General features: G+C 63.2%; 19 protein-coding genes and 1 tRNA gene. 11 read left to right on the top strand and 9 right to left on the bottom strand.

The features are described 5' to 3' along the window. The first annotated feature begins 13 nt into the window (after positions 1-13). The 5 genes from glpK to AC5I5I_RS21870 all read left to right on the top strand — a co-directional run bounded on the left by glpK (position 14) and on the right by AC5I5I_RS21870 (position 5,121). Positions 14-1,492 (top strand): glycerol kinase GlpK, encoded by a 1,479-nt coding sequence (glpK, locus tag AC5I5I_RS21850; RefSeq protein WP_495976568.1) that lies wholly within the window; start codon positions 14-16, stop codon positions 1,490-1,492. A 116-nt stretch (positions 1,493-1,608) separates the two neighbouring features. Continuing rightward, positions 1,609-2,130 carry a response regulator gene (locus AC5I5I_RS21855; protein ID WP_495976570.1) on the top strand — a complete coding sequence of 174 codons (522 nt, stop codon included), beginning with the start codon at positions 1,609-1,611 and terminating at the stop codon, positions 2,128-2,130. A gap of 127 nt (positions 2,131-2,257) precedes the next feature. Continuing rightward, entirely contained in the window at positions 2,258-3,382 is a 1,125-nt protein-coding gene (locus tag AC5I5I_RS21860; protein ID WP_495976572.1) for an ABC transporter ATP-binding protein, read from the top strand. 3 nt (positions 3,383-3,385) lie between these two features. Further along, complete coding sequence (locus AC5I5I_RS21865; RefSeq protein WP_495976574.1) at positions 3,386-4,300, top strand: ABC transporter permease; 915 nt, start codon at positions 3,386-3,388, stop codon at positions 4,298-4,300. A 2-nt stretch (positions 4,301-4,302) separates the two neighbouring features. After that, positions 4,303-5,121, top strand: coding sequence for an ABC transporter permease (locus tag AC5I5I_RS21870; RefSeq protein WP_495976577.1), 819 nt, complete (start codon positions 4,303-4,305; stop codon positions 5,119-5,121). Positions 5,122-5,124: 3 nt separating this feature from the next. Here AC5I5I_RS21870 and AC5I5I_RS21875 read toward each other — a convergent pair whose 3' ends face one another. Then, the gene (locus tag AC5I5I_RS21875; RefSeq protein ID WP_495976579.1) at positions 5,125-6,078 is read right to left on the bottom strand and encodes an AraC-like ligand-binding domain-containing protein; all 954 of its coding nucleotides are present in this window, start codon (positions 6,076-6,078) and stop codon (positions 5,125-5,127) included. A 189-nt stretch (positions 6,079-6,267) separates the two neighbouring features. On the opposite strand from AC5I5I_RS21875, the gene AC5I5I_RS21880 reads away from it, so the two are divergent. Then, the gene (locus AC5I5I_RS21880; protein WP_495976581.1) at positions 6,268-7,332 is read left to right on the top strand and encodes a carbon-nitrogen hydrolase family protein; all 1,065 of its coding nucleotides are present in this window, start codon (positions 6,268-6,270) and stop codon (positions 7,330-7,332) included. 37 nt (positions 7,333-7,369) lie between these two features. On the opposite strand, the gene AC5I5I_RS21885 is transcribed toward AC5I5I_RS21880, so the two are convergent. After that, positions 7,370-7,624, bottom strand: a complete 255-nt coding sequence (locus tag AC5I5I_RS21885; protein ID WP_495976583.1) for a DUF6460 domain-containing protein — start codon at positions 7,622-7,624, stop codon at positions 7,370-7,372. A 79-nt stretch (positions 7,625-7,703) separates the two neighbouring features. Beyond that, positions 7,704-9,776 carry an AsmA family protein gene (locus AC5I5I_RS21890; RefSeq protein ID WP_495976585.1) on the bottom strand — a complete coding sequence of 691 codons (2,073 nt, stop codon included), beginning with the start codon at positions 9,774-9,776 and terminating at the stop codon, positions 7,704-7,706. Between the two features lie 186 nt (positions 9,777-9,962). Here AC5I5I_RS21890 and AC5I5I_RS21895 point away from each other — a divergent pair, with 186 nt between their 5' ends. Continuing rightward, entirely contained in the window at positions 9,963-11,918 is a 1,956-nt protein-coding gene (locus AC5I5I_RS21895; protein ID WP_495976587.1) for an acetoacetate--CoA ligase, read from the top strand. A gap of 71 nt (positions 11,919-11,989) precedes the next feature. Here the strand turns inward: AC5I5I_RS21895 and AC5I5I_RS21900 are convergent, their stop codons facing one another. Further along, on the bottom strand, positions 11,990-12,307 hold the full coding sequence (locus AC5I5I_RS21900; RefSeq protein WP_495976589.1) for a hypothetical protein: 318 nt from the start codon (positions 12,305-12,307) through the stop codon (positions 11,990-11,992). Positions 12,308-12,764: 457 nt separating this feature from the next. Here AC5I5I_RS21900 and AC5I5I_RS21905 point away from each other — a divergent pair, with 457 nt between their 5' ends. Next, positions 12,765-13,577 carry a MipA/OmpV family protein gene (locus AC5I5I_RS21905; RefSeq protein ID WP_495976591.1) on the top strand — a complete coding sequence of 271 codons (813 nt, stop codon included), beginning with the start codon at positions 12,765-12,767 and terminating at the stop codon, positions 13,575-13,577. Between the two features lie 22 nt (positions 13,578-13,599). Here the strand turns inward: AC5I5I_RS21905 and AC5I5I_RS21910 are convergent, their stop codons facing one another. The 4 genes from AC5I5I_RS21910 to AC5I5I_RS21925 form a co-directional block, all read right to left on the bottom strand. Then, positions 13,600-15,291, bottom strand: coding sequence for an ABC transporter permease (locus tag AC5I5I_RS21910; protein ID WP_495976593.1), 1,692 nt, complete (start codon positions 15,289-15,291; stop codon positions 13,600-13,602). 125 nt (positions 15,292-15,416) lie between these two features. Continuing rightward, positions 15,417-16,436 carry a Fe(3+) ABC transporter substrate-binding protein gene (locus AC5I5I_RS21915; RefSeq protein ID WP_495976595.1) on the bottom strand — a complete coding sequence of 340 codons (1,020 nt, stop codon included), beginning with the start codon at positions 16,434-16,436 and terminating at the stop codon, positions 15,417-15,419. A 214-nt stretch (positions 16,437-16,650) separates the two neighbouring features. After that, positions 16,651-17,397 carry a DUF1194 domain-containing protein gene (locus AC5I5I_RS21920; protein WP_495976597.1) on the bottom strand — a complete coding sequence of 249 codons (747 nt, stop codon included), beginning with the start codon at positions 17,395-17,397 and terminating at the stop codon, positions 16,651-16,653. Between the two features lie 273 nt (positions 17,398-17,670). Beyond that, on the bottom strand, positions 17,671-20,778 hold the full coding sequence (locus AC5I5I_RS21925; RefSeq protein WP_495976599.1) for a PAS domain-containing sensor histidine kinase: 3,108 nt from the start codon (positions 20,776-20,778) through the stop codon (positions 17,671-17,673). A gap of 228 nt (positions 20,779-21,006) precedes the next feature. On the opposite strand from AC5I5I_RS21925, the gene AC5I5I_RS21930 reads away from it, so the two are divergent. The 3 genes from AC5I5I_RS21930 to AC5I5I_RS21940 all read left to right on the top strand — a co-directional run bounded on the left by AC5I5I_RS21930 (position 21,007) and on the right by AC5I5I_RS21940 (position 22,360). Continuing rightward, positions 21,007-21,384 (top strand): phasin, encoded by a 378-nt coding sequence (locus AC5I5I_RS21930; protein ID WP_495976601.1) that lies wholly within the window; start codon positions 21,007-21,009, stop codon positions 21,382-21,384. A gap of 194 nt (positions 21,385-21,578) precedes the next feature. Further along, positions 21,579-22,052, top strand: coding sequence for a phasin (locus AC5I5I_RS21935; RefSeq protein ID WP_495976603.1), 474 nt, complete (start codon positions 21,579-21,581; stop codon positions 22,050-22,052). 231 nt (positions 22,053-22,283) lie between these two features. Then, positions 22,284-22,360: transfer RNA gene (locus AC5I5I_RS21940), tRNA-His, on the top strand. A gap of 163 nt (positions 22,361-22,523) precedes the next feature. Here AC5I5I_RS21940 and AC5I5I_RS21945 read toward each other — a convergent pair. Then, entirely contained in the window at positions 22,524-25,691 is a 3,168-nt protein-coding gene (locus tag AC5I5I_RS21945; RefSeq protein ID WP_495976605.1) for a multidrug efflux RND transporter permease subunit, read from the bottom strand. Positions 25,692-25,701: the final 10 nt, after the last annotated feature.

Consider the following 25,701-nt stretch of genomic DNA (forward strand, 5'->3'; position numbering starts at 1 on the left):
ATGGTGACCTGACATGGCCGTTCTCGCAATCGACCAGGGCACCACCTCGACACGGGCCATTGTCTTCGACGATACGCTGCGGCCGCTGGCAATGGCGCAGCAGGAATTCCGCCAGATCTACCCCGCGCCGGGTCAGGTCGAGCACGATCCGGAGGACATCTGGCGGAGCGTCACCGCCACGGTGGCGGATGCGGTCGGCCGGGCTGGCCTCACCGCAGGCGACATCGCCGCCATCGGGATCACCAACCAGCGCGAGACTACGCTGATCTGGGATCGCGGCACCGGCAAGCCGATCCACAACGCCATCGTCTGGCAGGACCGCCGCACCGAGAACATCTGCGCGGCGCTGCGTGCAGCAGGACATGAAGCGGCGATTGCGGCCAGGACCGGGCTTGTGCTCGACCCGTATTTTTCCGCGACCAAGATCGCGTGGCTGCTCGATAGCGTTTCCGGTGCACGCGAGGCGGCGGAAGCGGGCCAACTCGCCTTTGGCACCGTCGACAGCTATCTGGTCTACCGGCTGACCAGCGGGCGCGTGCACGCAACCGACGCGACGAACGCCGCGCGTACGCTGCTGTTCGACATCCATACCGGCCAGTGGGATGCGGAACTCGCGGACCTGTTTCGCATTCCGCTGGCACTGCTGCCGGATGTGATGGACTGCACCGGACATTACGGCACGACCGCAATCCTGGGCGGCGCGATCCCGATCCGTGGCGTTGCCGGCGACCAGCAGGCGGCGACCATTGGGCAGGCCTGTTTCACGCCCGGCATGATGAAATCGACTTATGGAACCGGCTGTTTCGCGCTGCTCAATACCGGGGACCGTGCGGTGGCCTCACACAACCGGCTGCTGACCACGATCGCCTATCAGATCGGCGGAAAGCGCACCTATGCGCTGGAGGGCGCCATCTTCGTCGCGGGCGCTGCCGTGCAATGGCTGCGCGACGGGCTGAAACTGATTGCGGCATCGTCGGACACCGATGCGCTGGCGGCGCGCAGCGATCCGGCCGAGCAGGTCTATCTGGTGCCGGCCTTTGTCGGGCTCGGCGCGCCCTATTGGGACGCCCAGGCGCGCGGTGCCATGTTCGGTCTGACCCGCAATTCCGGTGCGGCCGAGTTCGCGCGCGCGGCGCTCGAGGCGGTCGGCTACCAGACCCGCGACCTGATCGAGGCCATGCATGCCGACTGGCCGGCCGCCGCCGGCACGGTGCTGCGCGTCGATGGCGGCATGAGCGCCAGCAACACAGCCATGCAATTTCTCGCCGACATCCTGAACGCGCCGGTCGACCGCCCGCAGATCATGGAAACAACCGCGCTGGGCGCCGCCTATCTCGCCGGCCTGGCGACCGGAATCTGTCCCGATTTTGATGGCTTCGCGGCCGCCTGGCGCCGGGACCGGCGGTTTGAACCGCAGATGGGGAGTGCCGTCCGCGAGCGAAAATGGCAGGGCTGGCGCGAAGCCGTTGATCGAACACTGACGCGGCGGTGACGGACGGTTCCGCTTGTCGGTTAATCGATTCAAATTGTCGGCGCATGTTTCAGGGCGCCGAAACCCGACAATGCTCAATTCAAAAAAATCAAAATCGATAGAGACACGGTGAGCGCGTGAAGTCTTATTCTGCGAAAGGCATCCAGGAACTCGTACGGTCGACGCGCGTCCTGGTCGTCGACGACGATTATTATATGCGCAAGGTGATCCGCAGCCTTCTGCAGGCGAACGGGATCAGAACCTATTACGATGCGCAGGATGGGGTGAGCGGGCTCGAAGCGATCATCACGCTCAATCCCGACGTCGTCATTCTCGATTGGGACATGCCCGACATCAACGGCGCGGAATTCATGCGCATCGTCCGTTCGCCGCTGACATTCCCGGTGCCCGCGATCCCCGTCATCATGCTGACCGGCCAGGTCGAGCGGGAAAAGGTCATCGAGGCGGTGCGGCTGGGGGTCAACGAGTTCCTCTGCAAGCCGGTTTCGGCCAAGACGATTTTCGAACGCATCGTTGCGATCCGGGTCAAGCCGCGCGAGATGGTGCGGATCGGCGACTATTACGGTCCGGCGCCGCGCAAGATTGCCGGCAACATCGAGACGGTCGAGGCCGCGCCGGAGCCGGCCTGGCTGGGCTAAGCCTGCGCGGTGATCGGTCTGGAGCGGCGCGCGGCAACCTTCGCGCCGCAGTGGCTTGAGCGTCGCGCTCAAGCCGACTAGCTTCCGAGGCGGAACGGAATCGTCCTTTCTCCTCTCGGAATTCATCATGCCCGATCACCCGGCCATTGCTCCGGACCGGCCACAATTGACAACGCCAATGGTCCGCTTTTCCGGCGTGACCAAGCGCTTCGGCTCCTTTACGGCCGTGAACGACGTCTCACTCGATATCGCTAAGGGGGAATTCTTCGCGCTGCTGGGACCGTCGGGCTGCGGCAAGACAACACTGCTGCGCATGCTGGCCGGGTTCGAGACGCCGGACGCGGGCGAAGTGCGTCTCGACGGCCAGGACATCGTCGGCGTGCCGCCTTATGAGCGGCCGGTGAACATGATGTTCCAGAGCTATGCACTGTTCCCGCATCTCAGCGTTGCCGGCAATGTCGCCTTCGGGCTGCGACAGGAAGGCTGGACGAAGTCCGCGATCGACAAGCGCGTCGCCGAGATGCTGGCGCTGGTGAAGCTCGAGCAGTTCGGCCATCGCAAGCCGCATCAATTGTCCGGCGGCCAGCGCCAGCGGGTAGCGCTCGCGCGAGCGCTCGCGAAATCGCCCAAGGTGTTCCTGCTCGACGAGCCGCTCGGTGCGCTGGACAAGAAGTTGCGCGACGAGACCCAGTTCGAATTGATGGCGCTGCAGCAGCGCCTGGGCCTCACCTTCATCATCGTCACCCATGATCAGGAAGAGGCGATGACCATGGCCGGCCGTCTCGGCGTCATGCATGAGGGCAGGCTGGTCCAGGTCGGAACCCCGGCCGAAATCTATGAGGACCCGAAGACTCGTTGGGTTGCCGAATTCATCGGCGAGGTGAACCTGTTCGAGGGTCCGATCTCGAGCCATCGTGGCGACCTTGTCGCGATCGATACCAAGGCCGGCCGGCTCATCGTGACGCGAAAGGACGGTTTCGACGACGGCACGACTGCCTCGGTCGCCATCCGGCCGGAGAAGATCGAGTTGTCGCGCGAGCCCGCCGCGGGCGCAACGAACATGCTGCACGGTCACGTCGTCGACATTGCCTATCTTGGCGATCTTTCAGTCTACAAGATCCGCGATCAGCACGGCCAAATCGTGAAGGCCTCGGTCGCGAACCGGGACCGCCGCGCATCGAGCCTGCTGCATCGTGGCGACGAGGCCTGGCTCACCTTTGCGCCGGACGCCGCCGTGTTGTTGAAGGACTGACGAATGGCTGCGCCTGCAACATTCGATCGCTGGTACCGCCGCGCCGTGATCGGCATTCCCTACGTCTGGCTGATCGTCTTCCTGTTGGTGCCGTTTGTGATCGTGCTGCGCATTGCGCTGTCGCAAACCGTACTGGCGCAGCCACCCTACAGTCCGGTCTTCGACCTCTCGGCAGGATGGCAGGGGCTTAAGGACTTTTTCGGCGCGCTGTCTTTTGAAAATTTCCGCCTGCTGCTCGGCGACTGGCTCTATCTGTCGTCCTATCTGCGCAGCCTGACCTTTGCGTTGATATCGACCCTGATCCTGCTCGCGATCGGAATCCCGATCGCCTATGGCATGGCGCGCAGTCCGCGCCGGCTGCAGCCGATCCTTGTCATCGCTGTGATCCTGCCATTCTGGACCGCGTTCCTGATCCGCATCTATGCCTGGATCAACATTTTGCAGCGCGACGGTCTGTTCAACGATGCGCTGCTCGCGCTCGGCATCATCGCAGAGCCGGTGACCTGGCTTGCCACCGACACCGCGATCTTCATCGGTATCGTCTATTCCTATCTGCCGTTCATGGTGCTGCCGCTCTATGCCTCGTTCGAGAAGATGGATGAGACTCTGCTGGAGGCGGCCGCCGACCTGGGCTGCCCGCGCTGGAAGGCGTTCTGGCTGGTGACGCTGCCGCTCGCGTTGCCTGGCGTGATCGCTGGCTCGCTGCTCTGCTTCATCCCGATCACCGGCGAGTTCGTGATTCCCGATCTGCTCGGCGGGTCGGACGCCTTGTTTATCGGCCAGACGCTGTGGACCGAATTCTTCTCCAACAAGGACTGGCCGGTGGCGTCGGCGCTGGCGACCGTGCTTCTGGCGATCCTGCTGGTGCCGATCCTGTTCTATCAGGCGGTGCAGTTGCGCGCGCTGGAGCGGAGGTGAGGATGCAGCGCCGCACGTCTCCGTTCAACATCGTATCGGTCGCATTCGGACTTGTGTTTCTCTATCTGCCGATCGCGATCCTGATCATCTACTCCTTCAATGACTCCAAGATGGTCGCGGTCTGGGGCGGCTGGTCGCTGCGCTGGTATCGCGCGCTGCTTGATGATTTCGCGCTCCTGCAGGCGGCCTGGGTGAGCATCCGGATCGCCTTCATGAGCGCGTTGCTGGCGACGATCCTCGGTACCCTTGCCGCGCTTGCGCTGGTGCGGATGGGCCGGTTCCTCGGCCGGCTGCCGTTCTCGGCGATGGTCTATGCCCCTATGGTGATGCCGGAGGTGATTATCGGTCTGTCGCTGCTGCTGCTGTTCGTTGCGGTCGATATCGACCGCGGCATGTTCACCACCACGCTGGCGCACACCACCCTGACGATGTGTTTCGTGGCCGTAATCGTGCAGTCACGGCTGCTGTCGTTCGACTGGAGCCTGGAGGAAGCGGCTATGGATCTGGGGTGCAAGCCGCTTCGCACCTTCCTGACGATCACGCTGCCTCTGATCATGCCGGCCGTGCTCGCGGGCTTCATGCTGGCCTTCACGCTGTCGCTGGACGATCTGGTGATCGCGAGCTTCACCACCGGTCCCGGCGCCACCACCCTGCCGATCCGCATCTATTCCGAGGTGCGGCTCGGCGTAAAACCGGAGATCAACGCGATCTCCACCATCATGATCGCCTTTGTCGCGATCGTGGTGGTCGCCGCCTCGTTGCTCTCCAAGCGCTACAATTCGGGCGAGACAGAAGAGACGCGCGTCGCGCCGTTGCGATAAGGCTCAGGCCTTCCGCATGCATTCCGCCCTCAGCTCCCTCGCCGAGCATCCGAAACGCGCGCGGAAGATGCGGCTGAAATGCGCCGCATCGTTGAAGCCCCAGCCGAACGCGATCTCGGTGATGGTCCGGCCGGCAAGGGCGGGATCGCAGACGTCGCGCTTGGCGCCGTCGAGACGCTGGTTCCAGATCCAGCTGTTAAGTGAAATCGGCTCGCCCGCGAAGGCCCGGTAGATCGTGCTCGACGACAATCGCAGATGCGCGGCGATCGCCTGCACCGACAATTGCGGATCGCGCAAGTGGCGCAGGACGTAAGTCTTGATCTGATCACGATGGTAGGCGGTGAGTTGCGACACAGCAGGATCGGCGGTGCCGGGCAGCGAACACAAGCCGGCGACCAGGATATTCTCGACGCTCTCGGCGATGGCGGCAACCGACCCGGCTTCCAGCGTGTCGATATCGGCAGCGAGGGTCTCGATCATGCCGATCATCAAATGCCCGGCGCCGCGGTCGCCGCAAACCTTGCGCGCGGTCAGCGTCTCGGTGTTGCGCAGTCGGCCGCGCAGAACGGCACCGGGCAACTGCAGCACGTGCTGCTGGAACGGTTCGTCGAAAATCAGTTCGTAAGGCCGTGTCGAGTCGTAGAGCGCGAAGTCGCCGGGCGCGAGATCGGCAATGCGACCGTCCTGTACGATCTTGCCGCGGCCTTTGGTCTGGATGCTGACGAGGAAATAGTCCTCGGTGGCGCGTGCGATCTTCTGCGGCGTGCGCCGCACCCATTGCGGCGACGATGTCACGCGCGACAGCCCGAGTGTCGCAAGCCGGTTAGCCTCGATGGTACCGTTGAAGACCCTATCGCGCTGCGGTGTATCGCATTCAAGCTGCACATAGGTGTTGCAGACCGCCTCGATCCAGTAGGAGAGCCGGTCGCGCGCTTCCACAATGTCTGTGGACCACATCCTGTGCATGGGGCCCAAGCGTAGCAACGCGCGTCGACCTGTCCACGCGAAAAATGAGGCAAATCGACGCCCGGCGTTGCGACGCTCAGTCAAGTCCGGCGGGAGGCGGAAACAAGCAGGAGGCATGGGGCGGCTCTATCCTGTCCGCCGAGATGCGGCGGAAACGCCGCTGCACAGGGAGAGTTGCCGATGTCCGTCAGTCATCCGAAGTTCAAGGCTGCCGCCGTGCAGGCTGCGCCGGTCTTTCTCGATCTCGACAAGACCGTCGACAAATGCGTCGCGCTGATCGAGGAGGCGGCCGCAAACGGCGCGTCGCTGATCGCGTTCCCGGAAACCTTCATCCCCGGCTATCCGTGGTTCATCTGGTTGGATTCACCCGCCTGGGGCATGCAGTTCGTCCAGCGCTATCATGACAATTCGCTGGTCTACGGCTCGCCGCAGGCCGACCGTATCGCCAAGGCCGCCAAGGACGACAACATCATGGTCGTCATGGGCCACAGCGAGAAGCAGGGCGGCTCGCTCTATATGGGGCAATGGATCATCGGGCCGGACGGCGAAACCATTGCGATGCGGCGCAAGCTGAAGCCGACGCATGTCGAACGCACCGTTTATGGCGAAGGCGACGGCTCCGATCTCACCGTTTTCGACACGCCGCTCGGCCGGGTCGGCGCGCTGTGCTGTTGGGAGCATCTGCAGCCGCTCTCGAAATACGCGATGTATGCGCAGAACGAGCAGGTGCATATCGCGGCATGGCCGAGCTTCTCGCTGTATCGCGGCGGCGCCTATGCGCTCGGGCCGGAAGTCAATAACGCTGCCAGCCGTATCTACGCGGTCGAGGGTGGCTGCTTCGTCATCGCGCCCTGCGCGGTGGTCTCGAAGGAGATGATCGAGATGCTGTGCGGCGACGACATGAAGAAGCAGTTGCTTCTGCAGGGCGGTGGCTTCGCAACCATCTACGCGCCGGACGGTCAGTTGATGCATGCGCCGATGCCGGAGACCGAGGAGGGGCTCGTCTACGCCGATATCGATCTCGGCATGATCGCGCTTGCGAAGGCGGCGGCCGACCCGGCCGGGCATTACGCACGGCCGGATGTGACGCGCCTCGTTCTCGACAAGACGCCGGGCGACCGTGTCGTCATGAAGCGGCGCGGTGGAAGTGAAGTCACGCGGAGCGGTGCCGATGCGCCGGCCGCGACCGGCGCGCGAAGCGACGCGCTCTCGGTGGTCAAGGATGGGAGCGAGGAGGCGGCCTGATCGACTCGGGCGTCCAGTTTGCGGCGAGCCGAAATGCTCACTCGCTCTTCGCGCCCGGCGGCCGGAACAAAAAGACCAGGAACCAGACCGGGATGATTACCATCGCGCCGAGCATCAGGTTCGGCGCGGCCCAATCCCAGGCGCGCTGCCCATATTCGGTCACGCGCTCGGGCGTGACTCCAGCTTCACGCAGCAGCGCCTCGGCGGTGATGCCGAAATGCGAGAGGATGGTGCCGACGATAAGCGAAGCGACGGCGACCTTCACCAAGGTTCGCAGCGTGGAAAATAGCATCCGCAATCTCTGATTCGCGTAACGCGAATCATAGTCCAATGCGCCGCCGCTGCCACGGACGGTCTCGCTGACGATGGGTTTATTGGACTTTTCCGGACGGGGCGACGGCTGGCTTTGCGCCGCCCGTCGCCGCTGGAATGGATTCCGGTTCCGGTGACGCACCGGCGCCGACGGGGGCGGCCGCTTCCCGTTCCTGCGCGGGGGAGCGGTCTCGCTTGATCTCGGACGCTTTCGCGGGCGGCGTGGACGCGTCCTTGCTCAGCGGGATCACTGCGGGCGTCGGGGTCTCCTCATCCGCCGCAGTCGAATTGGAAGGCTGGGCCGATGGGCTGCGGCGCGCGCGCAATGCCTCGAGCAGAGGAGCCGCGGCGCCCGACCGCTGGATCAGGATCTGCGCATCCGGAACCAGAAGCGGATCGTCCCACGCGCCCTGAACCGCAAAAGGCAACTCGAACGGTTTGGCGCTTGCAGTAGTGGAGACCAGCGTCGCCACGCCCTTGAGGTCCAGATCTCGAGCCGGAATTGAAGCCTCGCCGGTGAGCGCGAGCCGAACAGCGGGGCCACCCAAATTCACATCCTCGACGGTCACGTTGCCCTGGGTGATTTTCATACGAACCGCGAGCGTGTCGAACGGTGTACGTCCGCTGCGGAACTCGCTGCCTCCCGACAATGGCCGGCGTTCCAGCCGTCGCAGCAATTGCTCGACATTGAGCCCGGTCAAAGCCCCCTTGGCACCGGTCAGAGTCGCTTCGCCATCCAGTGTGCGCGTCAGTGCATAGACGCTCGCGCCGGTGCCTTCGAGCGACACCGTCATGCTGCCCTTGCCCTCGATCCGCTTGAGGCCGAACAATTCGCCGATGCAGCGCTCCAGGTTGACGCCATCGAACTGAAGCTGCGAGGCAAAGGTAGCGCCCTGTTCGGACTTGGCGAGTCCGATGCTGCCGCGGATCACGCCACCGAAGCCGCGCGATTCGCCGATGGTGATTCCGAGCTTGCCCGCACGCAGGTTGGTTGCAATGGCGGTGCGTCCAAGGCTCGTCGCGCCGATCGTGACCTTTCCCGCAGACAGTCGCAGGTCAAGGTCGGCGGTTGAAAGCCCGTCGAGATCAAGCCGTGAGCGGCTCCATTCGCGTTCGGCCGCGGTCAGCAACCGCACGGTCGACAGATACGGCGTCAGATCGAGATGATCGACCGCGAGCGTGCCCTGCAGTGTCTGGCGTCCGTCGGCCGCGAAGGTCAGCACCCCCTCGGCGATATTGCCGTCGAGCTCAAGATTGACCTGTGACAACGCTATGGTGCCGCCGACAACATTGGTCTGTGCCTTGAGCGAGAGCCGTTCAAAGCCGCCGCCTGGCAAAGGCTTTTTGCCGAGCCAGACCAGCGCGCGCCGGAGCGACGGAGAGTCGGCGGATGTGGCGCCCTCGATTTTCAGGGTCGGCCGCGTCGCTATCGCGCCATCGAATGTGAACTTCAACGGGGCGCCGGCCACCCGCACTTTCAATGTCGAGCGTTCGCCCTGAAGCGCGGCTGCGAAATTGGCCAGCGTGACGCCGATTTCGAGATTCTCGCCGCGATAATGCGCGCTCCCGGTAACCGCGAAGCTCCGCGAGATGGCAGGCCAGGCCAGCGACAGATCGGCATTGGTAATGTACTCGTAGATCTTGCGGTAATCGTCACGCACGATCACGGTGCCGCGGTCGATGCGGATTTCCGAGAAAGACGGCGCTTCCGGCCTGACGGAGCGGCCGAGTGAGGACAGCAGCTTGCCCCAGTTGGAGTTGCCGCCGTCATCTACCGTCACCACGATCCGCGGCTCGGCGAGCGTGATATCGGCAACGTCGATGCGGCCCAGAAGAAGCGGCAGGAAACTGAGACGCGCCACCAGACGCGCGGCCTGCAAGGGCGGCTCGCTCGCCCCCTCGCCCAGCGCCACATCGGTCAGCGTCACCTGGCCGTAAGGGAAGAGCGAAACCGAAACATCCCCGCGCAGCGACGGATCGAGGCCGGTGGCCGCGCGAATCTCGGACTTCACGGCCTCACGGACGTGATCCTTGGGGATCAGGAACGAGACCACCGCCAGTGCCCCGAACACGCCCAGAACAAGGGCGCCGACCGCGAAAGCCAGGCGTTTGAAGCCAAGGACTGCTGACAACGTCATCTTTTCCGGTTTCGAGGCGGCCAAACTATACGGGCCATGAGACGGAGGGCGCAACCATGCGACCTGATCGAAAACACCATCCCTCTGTGACGCTTTCGTGGCCTATACCACCCGTTGACCCGGCCAATTTTGGTGTATGCGGAGGCCCGGTTACACTCATTCGGCCGGAGGGGGACTTCGATGAACGATACACCGCTATGGACGCCCAGCCCGGAGCGCGCGGCCGCGACCCAGGTCATGGATTTCATGCGGCAGATCAACGCCCGGCACGGCCTCGCATGTAAGAATTACAAGGAGTTGCACGCCTGGTCGGTGGCGCATCCCGACCTGTTCTGGGACCAGATCTGGGATTATTGCGGCGTGATCGGCGAGAAGGGCGGCCGTCTTCTGACCGACGGCGACAAGATGCCGGGCGCGCGGTTCTTTCCCGACGCGCAGATCAACTTCGCCGAGAATCTGCTGCGCAAGACGGGTCCGGGCGATGCGCTGGTGTTTCGGGGCGAGGACAAGGTGTCCTATCGCTGGTCCTGGGATGAGCTGCATGCCTTCGTGTCGCGCGCGCAGCAGGCGCTCGCTGCGGCGGGAATCGGGAAGGGCGACCGGGTCGCGGCGATGCTGCCCAATCTGCCGGAATCCGTCGGGCTGATGCTGGCGGTGACGTCCCTCGGCGCGATCTGGTCGAGTTGCTCGCCGGATTTCGGCGAACGGGGCGTGGTCGACCGCTTCGGACAGATCGAGGCGAGCATCTTCATCGCCGTGGACGGCTATTGGTACAATGGTAAGTCGATCGACCTGACCGGCCGCTTGGCCGCCATCGCCGGCCAGCTGCCTACGGCGAAAAAGGTGGTGATCGTCCCCTATCTCGGGACGGCGGAGGCGGTCGCAGCCGCGGTGCCGCGCGCCGTCACCCTTGACGGTTTTCTCAAGGGTTTCTCCGCAAAGCCGGTGACCTTCACCCGCGTCCCGTTCAATCACCCCGTCTACATTCTGTATTCGTCGGGAACCACCGGCGTGCCGAAATGCATCGTGCATGGTGGCGGCGGCACGCTGTTGCAGCACCTGAAGGAGCATCGCCTGCAAAGCGATGTGCGCGATGGTGACCGCGTCTTCTATTTCACAACGCTCGGCTGGATGATGTGGAACTGGCTGGTGTCCGGCATCGGTGCCGGAGCGACCCTGATCCTGTGGGATGGTTCGCCATTCGCGCCGAAACCCGACGTGCTGTTCGACTATGCGCAGGACGAGAAGATCACGCTGTTCGGCACCTCGGCGAAATACATCGATGCGTTGAAGAAGGCCGGCGTGCATCCGGCAAAGACGCATGATCTCTCGTCGGTGCGCGTGATGACATCGACCGGATCGCCGTTGGCGGCCGAGAGCTTCGATTACGTCTATTCGGACATCAAGGCAGACCTTCACCTGGCGTCGATCTCGGGCGGGACCGACATCGTATCCTGCTTTGTGCTGGGCGATCCGACGGCGCCCGTCTATCGCGGCGAGATCCAGGCAGCCGGTCTCGGCATGGCGGTCGACGTCTGGTCGGATGACGGCAAGCATATCGAGCAGGAAAAGGGCGAACTGGTCTGCGTGAAGCCGTTCACGTCGATGCCGGTGATGTTCTGGAACGACCCGGACGGCAAGAAGTATCGCGCCGCCTATTTCGAGCGTTTTCCAAACGTGTGGTGCCATGGCGATTTCGCTGAATGGACCAGGCATGGCGGGCTGATCATCCATGGCCGTTCCGACGCGACGCTCAATCCGGGCGGCGTGCGCATCGGCACCGCCGAGATCTATGCGCAGGTCGAACAGATTCCGGACGTGATGGAGGCGATCGCGATCGGCCAGGATTTCGACGGCGACGTGCGCGTGGTCCTGTTTGTGCGGTGCAAGGACGGCGTCACGCTCGACGATGCACTGCGCGACACCATCAAGAAAAAGATTCGGACCGGCGCGACCCCGCGCCATGTCCCGGCGAAGATCATCCAGATCGCCGACATTCCGCGCACCAAGTCGGGAAAGATCACCGAGCTTGCGGTGCGCGACGTGGTCCATGGCCGCCCGGTGAAGAACACCGAGGCATTGGCCAACCCCGAAGCGTTGAAACTGTATGAGGGGCTGGCGGAATTGCGGACGTAGATAGGTCGTTCTTTTAGGGAGACCGAGAAAAAATCGACGCGTAAGGCGCGAGACCCACGGGCAGCGCCCCGCTACCCCTCGAGTTCCTGATAGACGTCCATCTCGACGTTGGGGGCCATGGAGCGCCAGACCTGCAGATAGGCCTGTACCCTCGGGTCCGACGCGAGCGATTGCCGGTTGGCTTCGATCGTTTCCGGCGCGTTGTATTCCACGATCTGGAGGATTTTCGCGCGGTCGTCGGCATTCTGCAGGAACCGGACACTCACCTCCCCGAAGATCGTGGCATAGGGCGCCGAGGTCTTCAGCATCTTCAGGAGCTGGGCGCCTTCTGCGGAGGGCATTGTAAACTTGAAATGCAGGATGCGGCGGACGGTCTTCTCTTCGGACATTGTCGCTCCGGGGGGCAGGGCCGAATAGCTGAATCAAAGCCTAGCCTATCGACGGTATCGTCGCACGTCCGTACTGATCCATCAGCCGCTGGCTCACAACCCCCCTTGTTCATTGGCCGCTTGGCTTGCTGGAGCGGCGTCGCCACCCGGACAACTGACAGGCGTGACGATCTGAAAGGCCCTGGATATCGGCTGGGGGCCGGGACAAGTGCCGGCAGGTATCCGGCCTGCGGCGTCCCAAGGCACCGTTGCGTCCGGTATCCGACCGATTCGCCTCGCCGCCGGTCGGTCTACGCTGGATCGGCGGCAATTTGGTCGCACCTGAAAACCTACTGTGACACCGATGAGGCACACCCAGTCGCAAAATTCGGGGCGCGTAAGATTTTACCGAATTCTTTTACCAGTCGCTGCTACACAGGCCGGTGGGGAAATTCGACCGGATTAGGATCGCGGATACATGAAACGCCCTCTGTTGGCCGTCGCTCTGGCATTTGGCAGTTCGAGTGCCTTTGCCGCCGATATTCCGCCGATGCCGGCGAAGGCACCGGTCGTGGTTGAGCAGCCCTATGACCTGATGATCGAACTGGGCGCCGGCGTGCAGGTGCGGCCGGATTATCCGGGGTCCAAGAATTACGAGGCCTGGCCGACCGGGTTTGTCACCCTGCATTACCTGCAGCTGCCCGGCTACGGCGTCGTGAAGGACGGTCGTGCCGATCTCCGTGGCTGGTCCTTTGGGCCGTCGTTCAATCTGCAATCGGAGCGCAAGGCCTCGGATTATCCGGAATTGTTCGGCCTGAACGATGTCGACATGACCTTCGAGCTGGGCGCCAAGGTCGGCTACACCTTCGACTGGATTCGCCCCTGGGTCGCGGCCCGCTATGGCCTCGGCGGCCACAGCGGCATTGTCGGCGAAACCGGCCTCGACTTCATCTTCCGGGCATCCCCGGTGCTGCTGTGGTCGGTCGGTCCGCGCGCCACCTTCGCCAACCGCGATTACATGGAAACCTATTTCGGTGTGACGCCGGCGGAATCGGCGCTCTCGGGCACGCTCGCCGCTTATTCGCCCGGCGGCGGCTTCAAGAGCGTCGGCGCCGAGTTCAACTTTCGCTACGAATTCGCGCCGAAATGGGCGGTCCGCGGCGAGTTCATCTACGACAAGCTGATTGGGGATGCCGCGGATTCGCCGATCACGCAGGTGGGCAGCGAGAATCAGATCACGGCGAAGCTTGGCCTGACGTATCTGTTCCAGCTGAAGCTGTTCAATAACTGAGGCTGCCCCGCGCTGAGGCAACTCAGCGCGGCGAACTTGACGTCACCGGGGCCGGTGCGATCTCCGAAAATCGCGTGAGATGGATCACCGGCAGGATGCCGACCGCGACGATCAGCAGCGCGGCGAGCGATCCTTCTTCGAAATTTCCGCGCGTCGCAAACTGGTAGATGTAGGTCGATAGCGTCTCGACATTGAGCGGGCGCAGCAACAGCGTTGCCGGCAATTCCTTGAGGCAGTCGACGAACACAAGCAGCGCCGCGCCGCCCAGCGCCGGCCGTGCCAGCGGCATGTGAATGAGCCAGGCGATGCCGGACGGTCGCGTGCCCAGTGTACGGGCGACGTCGTCGATCGCCGGCGAAATCCTCGCCAGCCCGGCTTGCGCGGAGCCGGTGGCGATTGCGAGAAAGCGGATCACATAGGCAATGATCAGCGCCGCGCTTGAGCCGGCAACGATCAATCCGAGATTTGGTCCGCCGGCCGCCCGCGAGACCGCGTTCAGGATGGTGTCGATGCCGACCAGCGGCGACAGCAGTCCGAGCGCGAGAACGGTGCCGGGGATGGCATAACCGAGGCCGGCGATCACAAGGCAGGAGGCGGCGAATCGGCTGCGCACCATGCGCACGGCGATCGCGGCGCTGAGGCCGAGCCCGATCGCGATCGCGGTCGCGGTTGCAGCAAGCGTGACGGTGGTTGCGGTGTAGCGCAGCAGGTCCGGATCGAAGCCCGTCAGCAATCCCCGCAGGGCGACCTGCCAGGCGAGATAGGTGAACGGCAGGACGAACCCGAAGACGACCGGTAGCGCGCAGCCGAGAAAGGCATACACCGCGCCCCTGCCTTCGAGGCGAATCCGCGGCACCGTACGTTGGCGCCGGGGCGAGGTGACGAAGCGGCGATGGCGGCGTCCATAGCGCTCGAGCGCCATCAATGCGACCACGATCACCAGCATCGCACATGCGATCTGCGCCGCGCCCGGCAGGCTCGACCGGTTGATCCATGTGGTGAAGATCGACAGCGTCAGCGTCTGTACGCCGAGATACTCGCTGGCGCCGATGTCGTTCAGTGTTTCAAGCAGCACCAGCGACAGGCCGACCGCGAGTGCCGGCCGCGCCAGCGGCAAGGCGACATGACGCGCCAGCATGAAGCGCGTCGCGCCCAGCGTCCGGGCGACCTCGATCAGCGAGGCGCTCTGCGTCAGGAACATCGCGCGCGCTGCGAGATAGACGTAAGGGTAGAGCACGAGGCTGAAGACGAAAATCGCGCCTGGCAGCGAACGCACCGAGGGAAACCAGTATTCGCCCGCGGCGCGATACCCGAACAGCGCCCGGAATGCCGATTGAACCGGTCCGATCGCGTCGAAGATGTCGACATAGACGTAAGCGACGATATAGGTCGGGAACGCGAGCGGCAGCGGCAGCAGCCAGCACAGCGAATTGCGGCCGCGAAAGTCGAACGCCGTTACAGTCCAGGCGGCGCCGATGCCCGCGATTGCGGTCAGAACGGCAACCCCGGCCAGGAGCACCGCAGTGTCACGCGTGGCGCGCGGCAGCACGTAATTGACGAGGTGCGGCCATATCTCGGCATCGCCGCGAAAGGCGAAGACCGCAAGGCTGGCGAGCGGGAGGAGGACGGCGACGGCGAGAATGACGAGGAAGGATGTGCCGAGAAGATGCGAACGTCGTATCCGGCTCGGGAGCGATAATGAGACGTTCGCCACGGGGATCTCGGGTTCTCTCTGCGCCGTCCCGCGCCTGGGACTGTTCTTACCGTTAGAGGCGGTCAGCCAGAGACGGTCAGCTAGAGGCGGTCGGCGGCCCCCGCTTTCGCGAGGGCCTGTAACCGTCAGTTATCGAAGCCCGTCTTGTCGACGAGGTTGGCCGCAGCCTTCTTGTTCTGGGCGATCTTCGACAGCGGCATCGGGTCCGGATTAAGCTTGCCGTAGCCCGCGACGACGTCGTTGGCCTTGATGCCGGCCTTCACCGGATATTCGTTGTTGGTGTCGGCATACATGTGCTGCGCCGTATCGCCGGCCAGCCACTCGATCAGCTTCATCGCGTTCGCCTTGTTCGGCGCATTCTTGGCCAGCACCACGCCGGACACGTTCACATGCGTGCCGCCGCCTGCGAAGGTCGGCAGGATCACCTTGGTCGCGTCCGCCCAGGCCTTCTGGCTCGGGTTTTTCAGCATCAATGCCCAGTAATAGGTGTTGCCGATGCCGATGTCGCACTTGCCGGCCGCGACGTCGCGCGCCTGCTCGCGGTCGCCGCCGGACGGCTTCTGCGCGAGATTGGCCTTCAGGCCCTTCAGCCATTCCTCGGCCTTGGCTTCGCCGTGCTTGGCGATCATCGCCGCGATGAGGGCGTTGTTATAGATGTGTTGCCCGGAGCGGATGCAGATCCTGCCTTTCCATTTCGGATCGGCGAGTTCCTCGTAGGTGATCGCGTCCTGCTTCACGCGGTCCTTGGATGCGTAGACGACGCGCGCCCGCATCGAAACGCCGGCCCAGTGGCCTTCCGGGTCGCGATATTCTGCCGGCACGGTCTTGTCGATGACGTCGGACTTGATCGGCTGGGTGATGCCAGCCTGCACCGCGTCTTCAAGACGGCCGATATCGACGGTGAGCAGCACGTCGGCCGGGCTGTTGGCGCCTTCGGTCTTGATGCGCTGTTCGAGACCCGACGACGCCGAGACCACATTCACCTTGATGCCGGTATCCTTGGTGAAGGCATCGAGGAGCGGCTGGATCAATTTCTGTTCGCGATAGGTGTAGAGGTTCACCTCGCCCTGCGCCGAAGCGATCGTTGGCAAACAAACGGAAATTGCGCTTGCGGCCGCGATGGCCAACATGCGGGTCTTTGACATCGGTGCGCTCCCGGTTCGATTTCGGCCAGCTAATGGCTGGAAAGCGCGGGGCGTCAAGCCAATTTCCGTTGTCCAATCAATATGTTAGAATGCTTCTAGACTGTAGGTAGTCTGGAATGAATCGAGACTGCGGTGTTGCCCATTGAAGAGTCTGGTGCTTTGCCGGAGCAGGCTTGCGCAGGCAGGGTCAGCGCGCGCCCTGCAACGAATTGTCTCACGGATGCGCCGCAATACCCGTCGTGCCGCCGGCGGGCGCCTCGGCGATTTCCGCCACCAGCTTCGAGATCAGCGCCTGACCGAACGACTGAAAGTTCTCGGCCACCGTGACAAAGGCGCCGGGTCCGCCGATGACATTATCCTGGAAATATTTCGCCAGCCCGCCGGGCGGATTGGTGTGCTCCGGATTCCAGGGCAATGGGCTCTCGCTCAGGATCACGAGGCCATTGATGGTGACGCCGGTTGCGAGCGCATCTTCGCGGGCCGCGAGCAGGCCGCGTCCTGAATTATGCGTCCCGTCGCCAGAGATGTCGATGGTACGCCGGGGAGCCTCGAACGGCGCGCGTGCCAGCGTCTCCATCGAGAAATCGATGGCTCCCGAGATCGAGGTGCGATCGGCGAATGCGCGCGGCGCCTCCACCAGCGTGTCGGCGAATTTGCGCGCCGCGTCGGGACCGTCGATGAGAGTCCATTCGATCACGACCTTCTGTGCGCCGGCACCGGACCATTCGATGTAGCAGAGCGCGATGCGGCGGTTTGCACCGGACATGATCGCATTCATGACCCGAGGATCGTTGATGGCGGCGGCATAGCCGTCGCGCTGCAACTGGAATTTCGTATGGTCGACGCTGCGAGACACATCGGCGGCCAACACCAGCAGCAGGTCGACGGCCTCGGCAGCGCGTGCGGAAAGCGGTGCAGCGACCAGAGCAAGAACGGCCAGAAGGATGCGCAGCAAGGTCATGACGCATGCTCCGGCGCAGCCAACGGTCTTGCCGCGCCCACGCAAAGTCTAGCAACGTCTATGGCGAAAGTCAGCCGAAGCGAAGGGAGAGCCCGGGCAGCGGAATGCCGGACAGGCTGGTGGACCAGATCTCGCCCGGTCTGACCTGATACGCGCGGGTCAATGTGCCGGTGATCACAACCTCACCGGCCGCGAGGCGCCATGCGTGCCGAAAGCGCAATCATGCGACCGCTGAAGCCTGTTCGCGGTCAAAATCCGGTAAGCGCCCGGCGGTCACTGGGCGAGGGCGCGCGCGGCAGGAAATGCGATCTCGACCAGTGTGCCGGCATTGACCGCGCTCTTGATTTCAAAGCGCGCCCGGTTGGCTTCGACCAGCGCCTTGGTCAGGGGGAGGCCGAGACCAGTTCCGCTTGCGTCGGTGCGCGACGAGGTCGCAAGCTGCCGGAACGGCTGCAACGCGGTTTCGATATCCTTCTCGCTCATGCCGATGCCGGTGTCGCGGACCCGCAACGTGACGTGGCCGTCATCGTTCGCGGCCGTCGAAACAATCACCTGACCGCCGGCGCCGGTGAACTTGATCGAGTTCGACAGGAGATTGAGCACGATCTGCCGGATCGAGCGGGTATCGGCAACGATGCCGGGAATATTCATGGAGAGCGCGGTGCGCACGATAACGCGGGCGCGACTCGCCTGCGTCTGCATGATCGCAACCGATTGCTGGGTCACCTCGTTCAGATCGACCCGTTCGAAGCTGAGCTCCATCTTGCCGGCCTCGATCTTCGACAGATCAAGCAGGTCGTTGAGAAGTGAGACAACGTGCGCGCCGGAGGCGTTGATGTCTTTCAGGTAGTCGCGGTAGCGCTCGTTGCCGAGCGGGCCGAAGCGCTCCTCCATCATGATCTCGGAAAAGCCGATGATGGCATTCAGCGGCGTGCGCATCTCATGGCTGATCTTTGCGAGGAATTCGGATTTCGCCGCCGACGCCTTTTCCGCCTGCTGGCGTGCGAGCGTCATGTCGGTCTGTGCCTCCTTCCATCGCGTCATGTCGCGGAACAGCGCGTGGAAACGCGCGCCTGAAACATTGGCGCGGCCGAGCGTGAGCTGCAGGGAAATCAGGCCGCCCTGGCGACGCCGGCCAACGATCTCGCCGCTGTCGTCGTCCGAGCTTGCCGCTCCACGGACGAGGCGATCAAGGCGAGATCTCGCAATACGCTCGCTTTCGGGTGCAAACAGGTCTCCGAATGCCTTGCCAGCCAGCGCACCCGCATCGTAGCCGAACAGCCTTTCGGCGCGTCCAGTCGCGGCCACGATCCGTGAGTCGGCGTCGAGGGTGACGGCGCCATCGCTCGCGAGGTCCAGTAATGCGGCAAGCTCCGCGGACTCCGTCGCATCGGTGGCTGCGCGAGCCGAAGTCAGGGCCGGCTGCAGCGTCAACACCATCGCGGCTTCGCCCGCGACCGGTGCCGTGACCAGGCGGCCTTCCATCGCCGGTTTGTCGCTCGCGGCAGCAATGCGCAACCGCTGCCCGCCGTCGTCGTCGGCTCCGTTCAGTTCCACCAGCAGGGAATCGAGGCCGCCCGCGTCCGCGAAACCGGCCAGCGAATCATGCCCGGCCAGTTTCAAGAAAGCGGGGTTGGCGTAGAGGAGATTTGATCCGCGATAGATCAACACGCCAAGCGGAAGTTGTTCGAGGACAGGGCGTGGAAGCGCGAGGTCGTCGTCTTCGGGAAGCAACTCCGGAAGAGCCTCGGTCTGCACTTGCGCGGGCGCCTGCAATGTGGCGGCCGGTAACGGCGGCACATAGGGTGCCTCGTCGCGCGGATCGCCTTTCTCGACAAGGCCGCGGGCGAGTTCATCGGCGCCCTTCAGCCGCATGCTCAGCCGGCTGGCGAGATCGCGGAACGCGCTTCGCTCGGCGGAATTCAGGCCGCTGGTTTTCTGATCGGAAAAGGCGGCGGGAAACGGGACCACGTTTTCCGGAGGCGGCGACAGATCGGCCGCCCGTACAACGTCGTCTTCGTTTGCGTCCGGGTGGACGTGGTCGGTCGCTTGAGGTTCTGGCAACGAGACGTTGGCAGCCTCGTGCGGCACGGTCGTGTCGCGATCGAGGGCGGCGTTGAGGTCGAACGTATCATCGTTCGAGCCCGGCGGATTGTCGTGCCTCGGCTGTGCCGCTTCAATCGCTGACTGAGTGTCTGTCGCTGGTGCGGGCGCCGCTTTTACGAAAGGCCCGGACGGCGCCGGTAGCTCCGGTTCGGATTGCTGCGGTTCCGATATCGTCGAGTCGACGATATCGATATCTTCCGCTGGCGTCGTACCCTGCCACACGCCGAGTCCGCGATATCCGCGGAAGACGTGCGCGCGATCGAACACCGGAATTGCGGACAGCGTAACTGGAACGGTGGCGTCGTTTGCGGTCGGCCAGACCACGTCAATGGAGGACCAGGTAGAACGCGAAACCAATGCATTGGCGACCAGACCGTCCGGGTCGAGTGCGAGTTTGGCCGATATTTCGCCCCAGAAGCGGCCGAGCAGCTTGGACGTGCGCGGTCCGGCCAGCGCCAGAAACTCATCGCCGCTGATCGTGAACCGATTTTCTGCGTCCGTCTCCCAGACGAAGCGCAACGGATGCCGCCGCTCTGCGGATGGTCTGCGATCGTCTGGCGGGACGTTGCGCGGCGGCACCTTGGTCATCGCGGTGATCGCCTCCGCAATGGGTGACAGATCGAGGAGATCCTGCTGCGCCGTGACACCCGCGCCGGTCGGCTCATTTGTGATCGGCTGTGAATTCGCCGGAAACAAGGCGAGCACGACGGCGTCGGCGCCGCTGCCGATGTTCAGTGTCTCGATACCGTGGCACGGATTGTCGAGGTCGCGGAGAGACGCGGTCCTGTCGATGCGGCACAAGGCGTCAGCCGTCGCATGCAGGAGCGGCCCGTCCGGGCCGAAGGCCGCAACCGCCTTGTGTCCCTCGATTCCGTCATCGATCAGATAGCGGACGCGTTCGGCGAGCGTCGGCACCGGGCCGGCGGTCTCTGTTGCGGCGACAAGGATAGCGGAACCCGCCTCCCGTTGCAGATAGGCGCAGGTGCAGGTCAGCGGTTGGCCGAGAGAGGTGCCGAGCCCGCGCAGGCGTTCCAGCCGTGGCGTGCCGTCGGGCCGCAGCGTCTCGGCACTGCGCGCGATTCGGGCGGCAAGCTCCTTCGGCACCTGGAATCGCCCGGCATCCCGGCGGTGGGCCAGGCCGAGCAGGGCGGCGCCCGCGGCATTCGCAAAGATCAGGCGGGCGCCGTCGCTCGCAAACAGCCATGCCGGGCGGGCGCTGCTTGCATGCGCCGCGACCGCGGGATCGCGCAGGGTATCGGGGGGTGGCCGGTCCATGTCCGTGTGACGCCGGATAAAGGCGCTGTCCTGCTCCAAGGCGTTGCATTTTAAGAGATTCTTAATAGGCCGCGTGCCGCCCTGCGTCCATGCGGGGGCCGGACCCGTCGCGGATAACCTTAATTCCGCGCGCCTTGGCCTGCGGCGAATTTCCCGGCCGGAGAAACCCGGCCCTCGATCTCGTGTTACTGTGCAAAACTCAAACTTCACCAAAGGACGGGGACAGCCATGGATCACATGAAGCCCTTCGAAGTGCCGGCAGACATGCGCAAATTCGCCGAGCAGAGTGTGGAACAGGCGCGCCAGGCCTTCGACCGGTTCATTACGGCCGCGCATGAGGCGGTGGCCGATTTCGAGGGGCGGGCGCAAACCGCGCGCAGCGGCGCCATGGATGTCGGCGGCCGCGCCATGAACTTCGCCGAACGCAACATGGCGGCGTCGTTCGAATTCGCCCAGCAACTGGTCAAGGCCAAGGATGTGCAGGAGGTTGTCCGCCTGCAAACGGAATATGTGAAAGCGCAGGTCCAGGCCCTGAACGAGCAAACGAAGGAACTGGCGGACACTGCGGCCCGGGTCGCCAAGGATACGTCCTCGAAGCCGCTGTGAATAAGGCGGCTTCCGCACCGACTGCACCGGAATAAAGGCGCTCTGAAATTGCCCGAATACGGCCCCCGATCGGGCTAAGTGGCGGAATATACTGGCAAAATGGTGCGTTGCACAATTTTATTGCAATGCACCATAACCAATGCTATGGAGTGGTTCGCAGCCAGCTCAGCCCAGCCCCCCTGGAAGGATCAGTCATGACCGAAGCTAGCGTAAAGACGAAGAAGTCCGCCTTCGAAATGCCGACGTTTGAAATGCCGAATTTTGAAATGCCCAAGATGGAAGTCCCGGCCGCGTTCCGCGAACTCGCGGAAAAGAGCGTGTCGCAGGCCAAGGACAATTGGGAAAAGATGAAGGCCGTCACCGAGGACGCCACCGACATGATCGAGTCGAGCTACTCGACCGCCTCCAAGGGCGCCTCCGATTACGGCCTCGCCCTGATCGACGCCGCCCGCGCCAACACCAATGCGGCCTTCGATTTCTACAGCCAGATCATGACCGCGAAGTCGATGTCGGAAATGATCGAGCTGTCCACCGCGCATGCGCGCAAGCAGTTCGAGACCGCCACTGCGCAGTCCAAGGATCTGACCGCGCTGGCCCAGAAGGTCGCGACCGAAAGCCTGGAGCCGATCAAGTCCGGCATGACCACCGCTTTCAAGAAGGCCGCCTGATCGCGCGTCGATCGCAGGCTTGAAGTGATCAGCCCGGGCCGTTCGCCCGGGCTTTTTCTTGTCCGGCATTCGCCTGCAGGCCGGCCAGCGTGCCAGTCGGGAACCGCGATGGCGCCGCGCCCAAAGGTCCGGGCCGGCGGGTTCGGATTGCTTGCCAAACCGGGTCCGAGCCCCTAGTTTCCGGCCGTCTTCGCCGGGCCGCGCCGCGTTGCCAGCCCCGTATTTGCGAATGCAGCTGTAGCTCAGTTGGTTAGAGCGCCTGACTGTGGATCAGGAGGTCGGAGGTTCAAGTCCCCCCAGCTGTACCAAAAAAAAACGCTTTCGCACCGACTTGCGCAGGACTAGCCGACGATCGCTGCCGCCAACCGTCCGAGTGGCGGCCCCGCCTACCCAAGAAACTTATGGGTCTAACGAGCCAGGTGACCTGGGCGCTCGATTTGACTGGCGCGTTTCATTTAGCCATAGCGCCCATCATCCCTGAACGGGATGCGACGGCGCAGTCGCCTCGGTTTCCGAAGGCGCAAGCGTGGACGCTTTCCGCGAGGTTTTGTCGCCGAATGCGCGCTGCACGACCACGAAGAAAACCGGAACGAGCAACAGCGCCAGGATCACCACCGAAATCATGCCGCCCATGACCACGGACCCAAGCGCGTGCTGACTTTTAGCGCTCGCGCCGGACGCGATCACCATCGGAGCAACGCCAAAGCAGAACGCGAGGCCCGTCATCAGGATCGGGCGGAACCGCAGGTGGCATGCTTCCAAGGTGGCATCGATCAGGCTTTTGCCCTGTTCGCGCAACGACTTTGCGAACTCAATGATAAGGATGCCGTCCTTGGCAGCGAGTCCTATGATCGTGACCAGCGCGACGGTGAAATAGACATCGTTCGGCAGGCCTCGCACCATCGCAGCAACCACTGCGCCTAGGATACCAAGCGGCACCGTTAGCAGAACCGCGAGCGGTATTGTCCAGCTTTCGTAGAGCGCGGCGAGCACCAGGAATACCAGCAGGGCCGAAAGGGCGAGCAGCAATGGCGCCTGAGCACCGGATTGCTTTTCCTGAAGAGATTGACCCGTCCATTCGTAGCCAAAGCCACGTGGAAGCTGACCTGCGAGCCGCTCCATTTCCCTGATTGCATCGCCTGAAGTGAAGCCGGGCTTCGCCGACCCGCTGATGCGCACCGACGGATAGTAATTGAACCCCACGATCTGGGCCGGGCCTACCGCCCAGTTTACGGTTGCGAAGGACGACAGCGGGACGAGTTGTCCCTGGGCGTTTCTAACGTAATAGCCGAGGATCTCTTCCGCCTGCATGCGCGCCGGACGATCTGCCTGGACGACGACGCGTTGCATGCGTCCGCGATTGGGAAAATCGTTGACGTAGTTCGAGCCCAGATTTGTCGAAATCGTATTGTTGATCTCCTCGAACGAAACGCCCAGCGCGGAGGCCTTCTCGCGGTCGATATTCAGCTGGATTTGCGGCGCCGGCGACAAGCCCTCGACAAAGACGTCCTGCAGGATCGGGCTGCGCGCGGCCGCCTCAAGCAGTTGATCCTTGGCTCGCATCAGTTCGGCATAGCCTCTCTGGCCGCGATCCTGCAGTCTGAAACTGAACCCTGACGAGTTGCCAAGATTGTCGATCGGCGGCGGCTGCAGCGCCGTGATCTTTGCATCCCGTACGGTCTTCGTCAGATGCTCGTTCGCGTCCGCCACGATCTGCGCTGAGGAGCTGTTTGAATCCCGTTCCGACCAATGTTTGAGCGTAATGAAAGCCTGGGCCGTATTCACGCCCTGCCCGAGGAAGCTGAATCCGGTCAGGAAGGTGACCTTGTCGACGCCGTCGCGCTTGAGAAGATAATCTTCGGTCTGCTTCACCGCGGACAATGTGCGGCTGTACGAGGCTTCCGGCGGCGTCTGCACGTCGACGGTGATGAAGCCTTGATCGTCAACGGGGAGGAAGCCGCCCGGCAGGCGGAGCAGCGCCCAGCCAACCGCAACCAGGATCGCAACGTAAATCAACATCACGCGGCCTGTGCGACGCAACAGCTGCGCGACCACGTTGCGATAACCGTCGCGTGCCGCATCCATCCGGCGATTGAACCAGCCGAAGAGGCCTCGCTTGGCATGGTGATGCCCGGCCTCTACGGGTTTCAGTATCGTCGCGCATAGCGCGGGCGTGAGTGAGAGAGCCAAAAGGCCCGAGAACCCGATTGCAGCAACCATCGTAACCGAAAATTGCTGGTAAATGATCCCGACCGAACCAGGAAAGAAGGCCATCGGTACGAACACGGACATCAGCACGAGGGTGATGCCGACGATGGCGCCGGTAATCTGTCCCATGGCCTTGCGAGTCGCCTCTTTCGGCGACAGGCCTTCTTCCGACATGATCCGTTCGACGTTCTCAACGACAACGATCGCATCGTCGACGAGGATGCCAATGGCCAGGACCATGGCAAACATGGTCAGCAGATTGATCGAAAGGCCCATGAGCAGCAACACGCCGCAGGCCCCGAGCAGAGCGACCGGAACGACGATCGTGGGAATGATGGTGTAGCGGATGTTCTGGAGAAACAGCAGCATCACCAGGAAGACCAGGACGACCGCTTCCGCAAGCGTCATCAGGACCTTCTTGATCGAGGCCTCCACCACCGGCGTAATGTTATAGGGAATCTCGTACTTGATGTTGGCCGGGAAGAAATTGGACAGTTCTTCCATCTTGGCTTTGACAGCGTTTGCGGTCGCAAGCGCGTTCCCCGTGGGAGAAAGCAGCACCGACAGGCCGGCCACCGCCTCTCCATTCTGACGGGTGTTAAACTGGTAGCTGAGGCCGCCGATCTCGATGCGCGCAACATCGCGCAGACGAACGGTCGAGCCGTCCGTGTTTGCACGGAGCAAGATTGCTCCGAATTCATCCGGCGTGCTGAGCTGTCCCTTGACCAGCACCAGCGCGGAGATCGGCTGGTCCGACGGTGCGGGCTCGGCGCCGACAGCGCCGGATGCGACCTGCGCATTCTGCGCAGTAATTGCCTTGATGACATCGTCGGCGCTGAGGTTATACCCGACCAGTTTGACGGGATCGATCCAGATGCGGAGGGATCGCTCGGTCGAATAGAGCGTGACACGCCCGACCCCCGGGATGCGTCGCAGTTCGCCCAGAATGTTTCGCATCATGAAGTCGCCGAGGCCGACTTCGTCAAGGCTGCCGTCCGTCGATCGCAGCGTAATGATCTGCAGAACCGCGCTCGAGGCTTCCTCGATAAGAATGCCCTGCTGCATCACAGCGCGGGGCAAACGAGCCTCGACACGCTTGATGCGATTTTGGACCTCGACCGAAGCGCTCTCGGTATTCGTGCCGGGCACGAAGTTCGCAATGATTTCAACCTGACCCAGCGAGTCGCTTGTGGATTCGAAATTCAGGATGCCACTTGCGCCGTTCAGTTCCTCCTCGATCAGCCGAGTGACGCTATTGTAAAGGTTCTCCGGAGAGGCGCCGGGATAGCTCGTCGATATCGAGATCGACGGCGGCGCTATGATCGGATACTGCGCGATTGGCAAATTCGGAATCGCAAGTATGCCGCCAAGGCAAGTCAGGATAGCCACAACCCATGCGAAGATGGGGCGGTCGATAAAAAAGCTTGGCATCGTCGCACCC

Source organism: Pseudorhodoplanes sp., assembly GCF_059499825.1.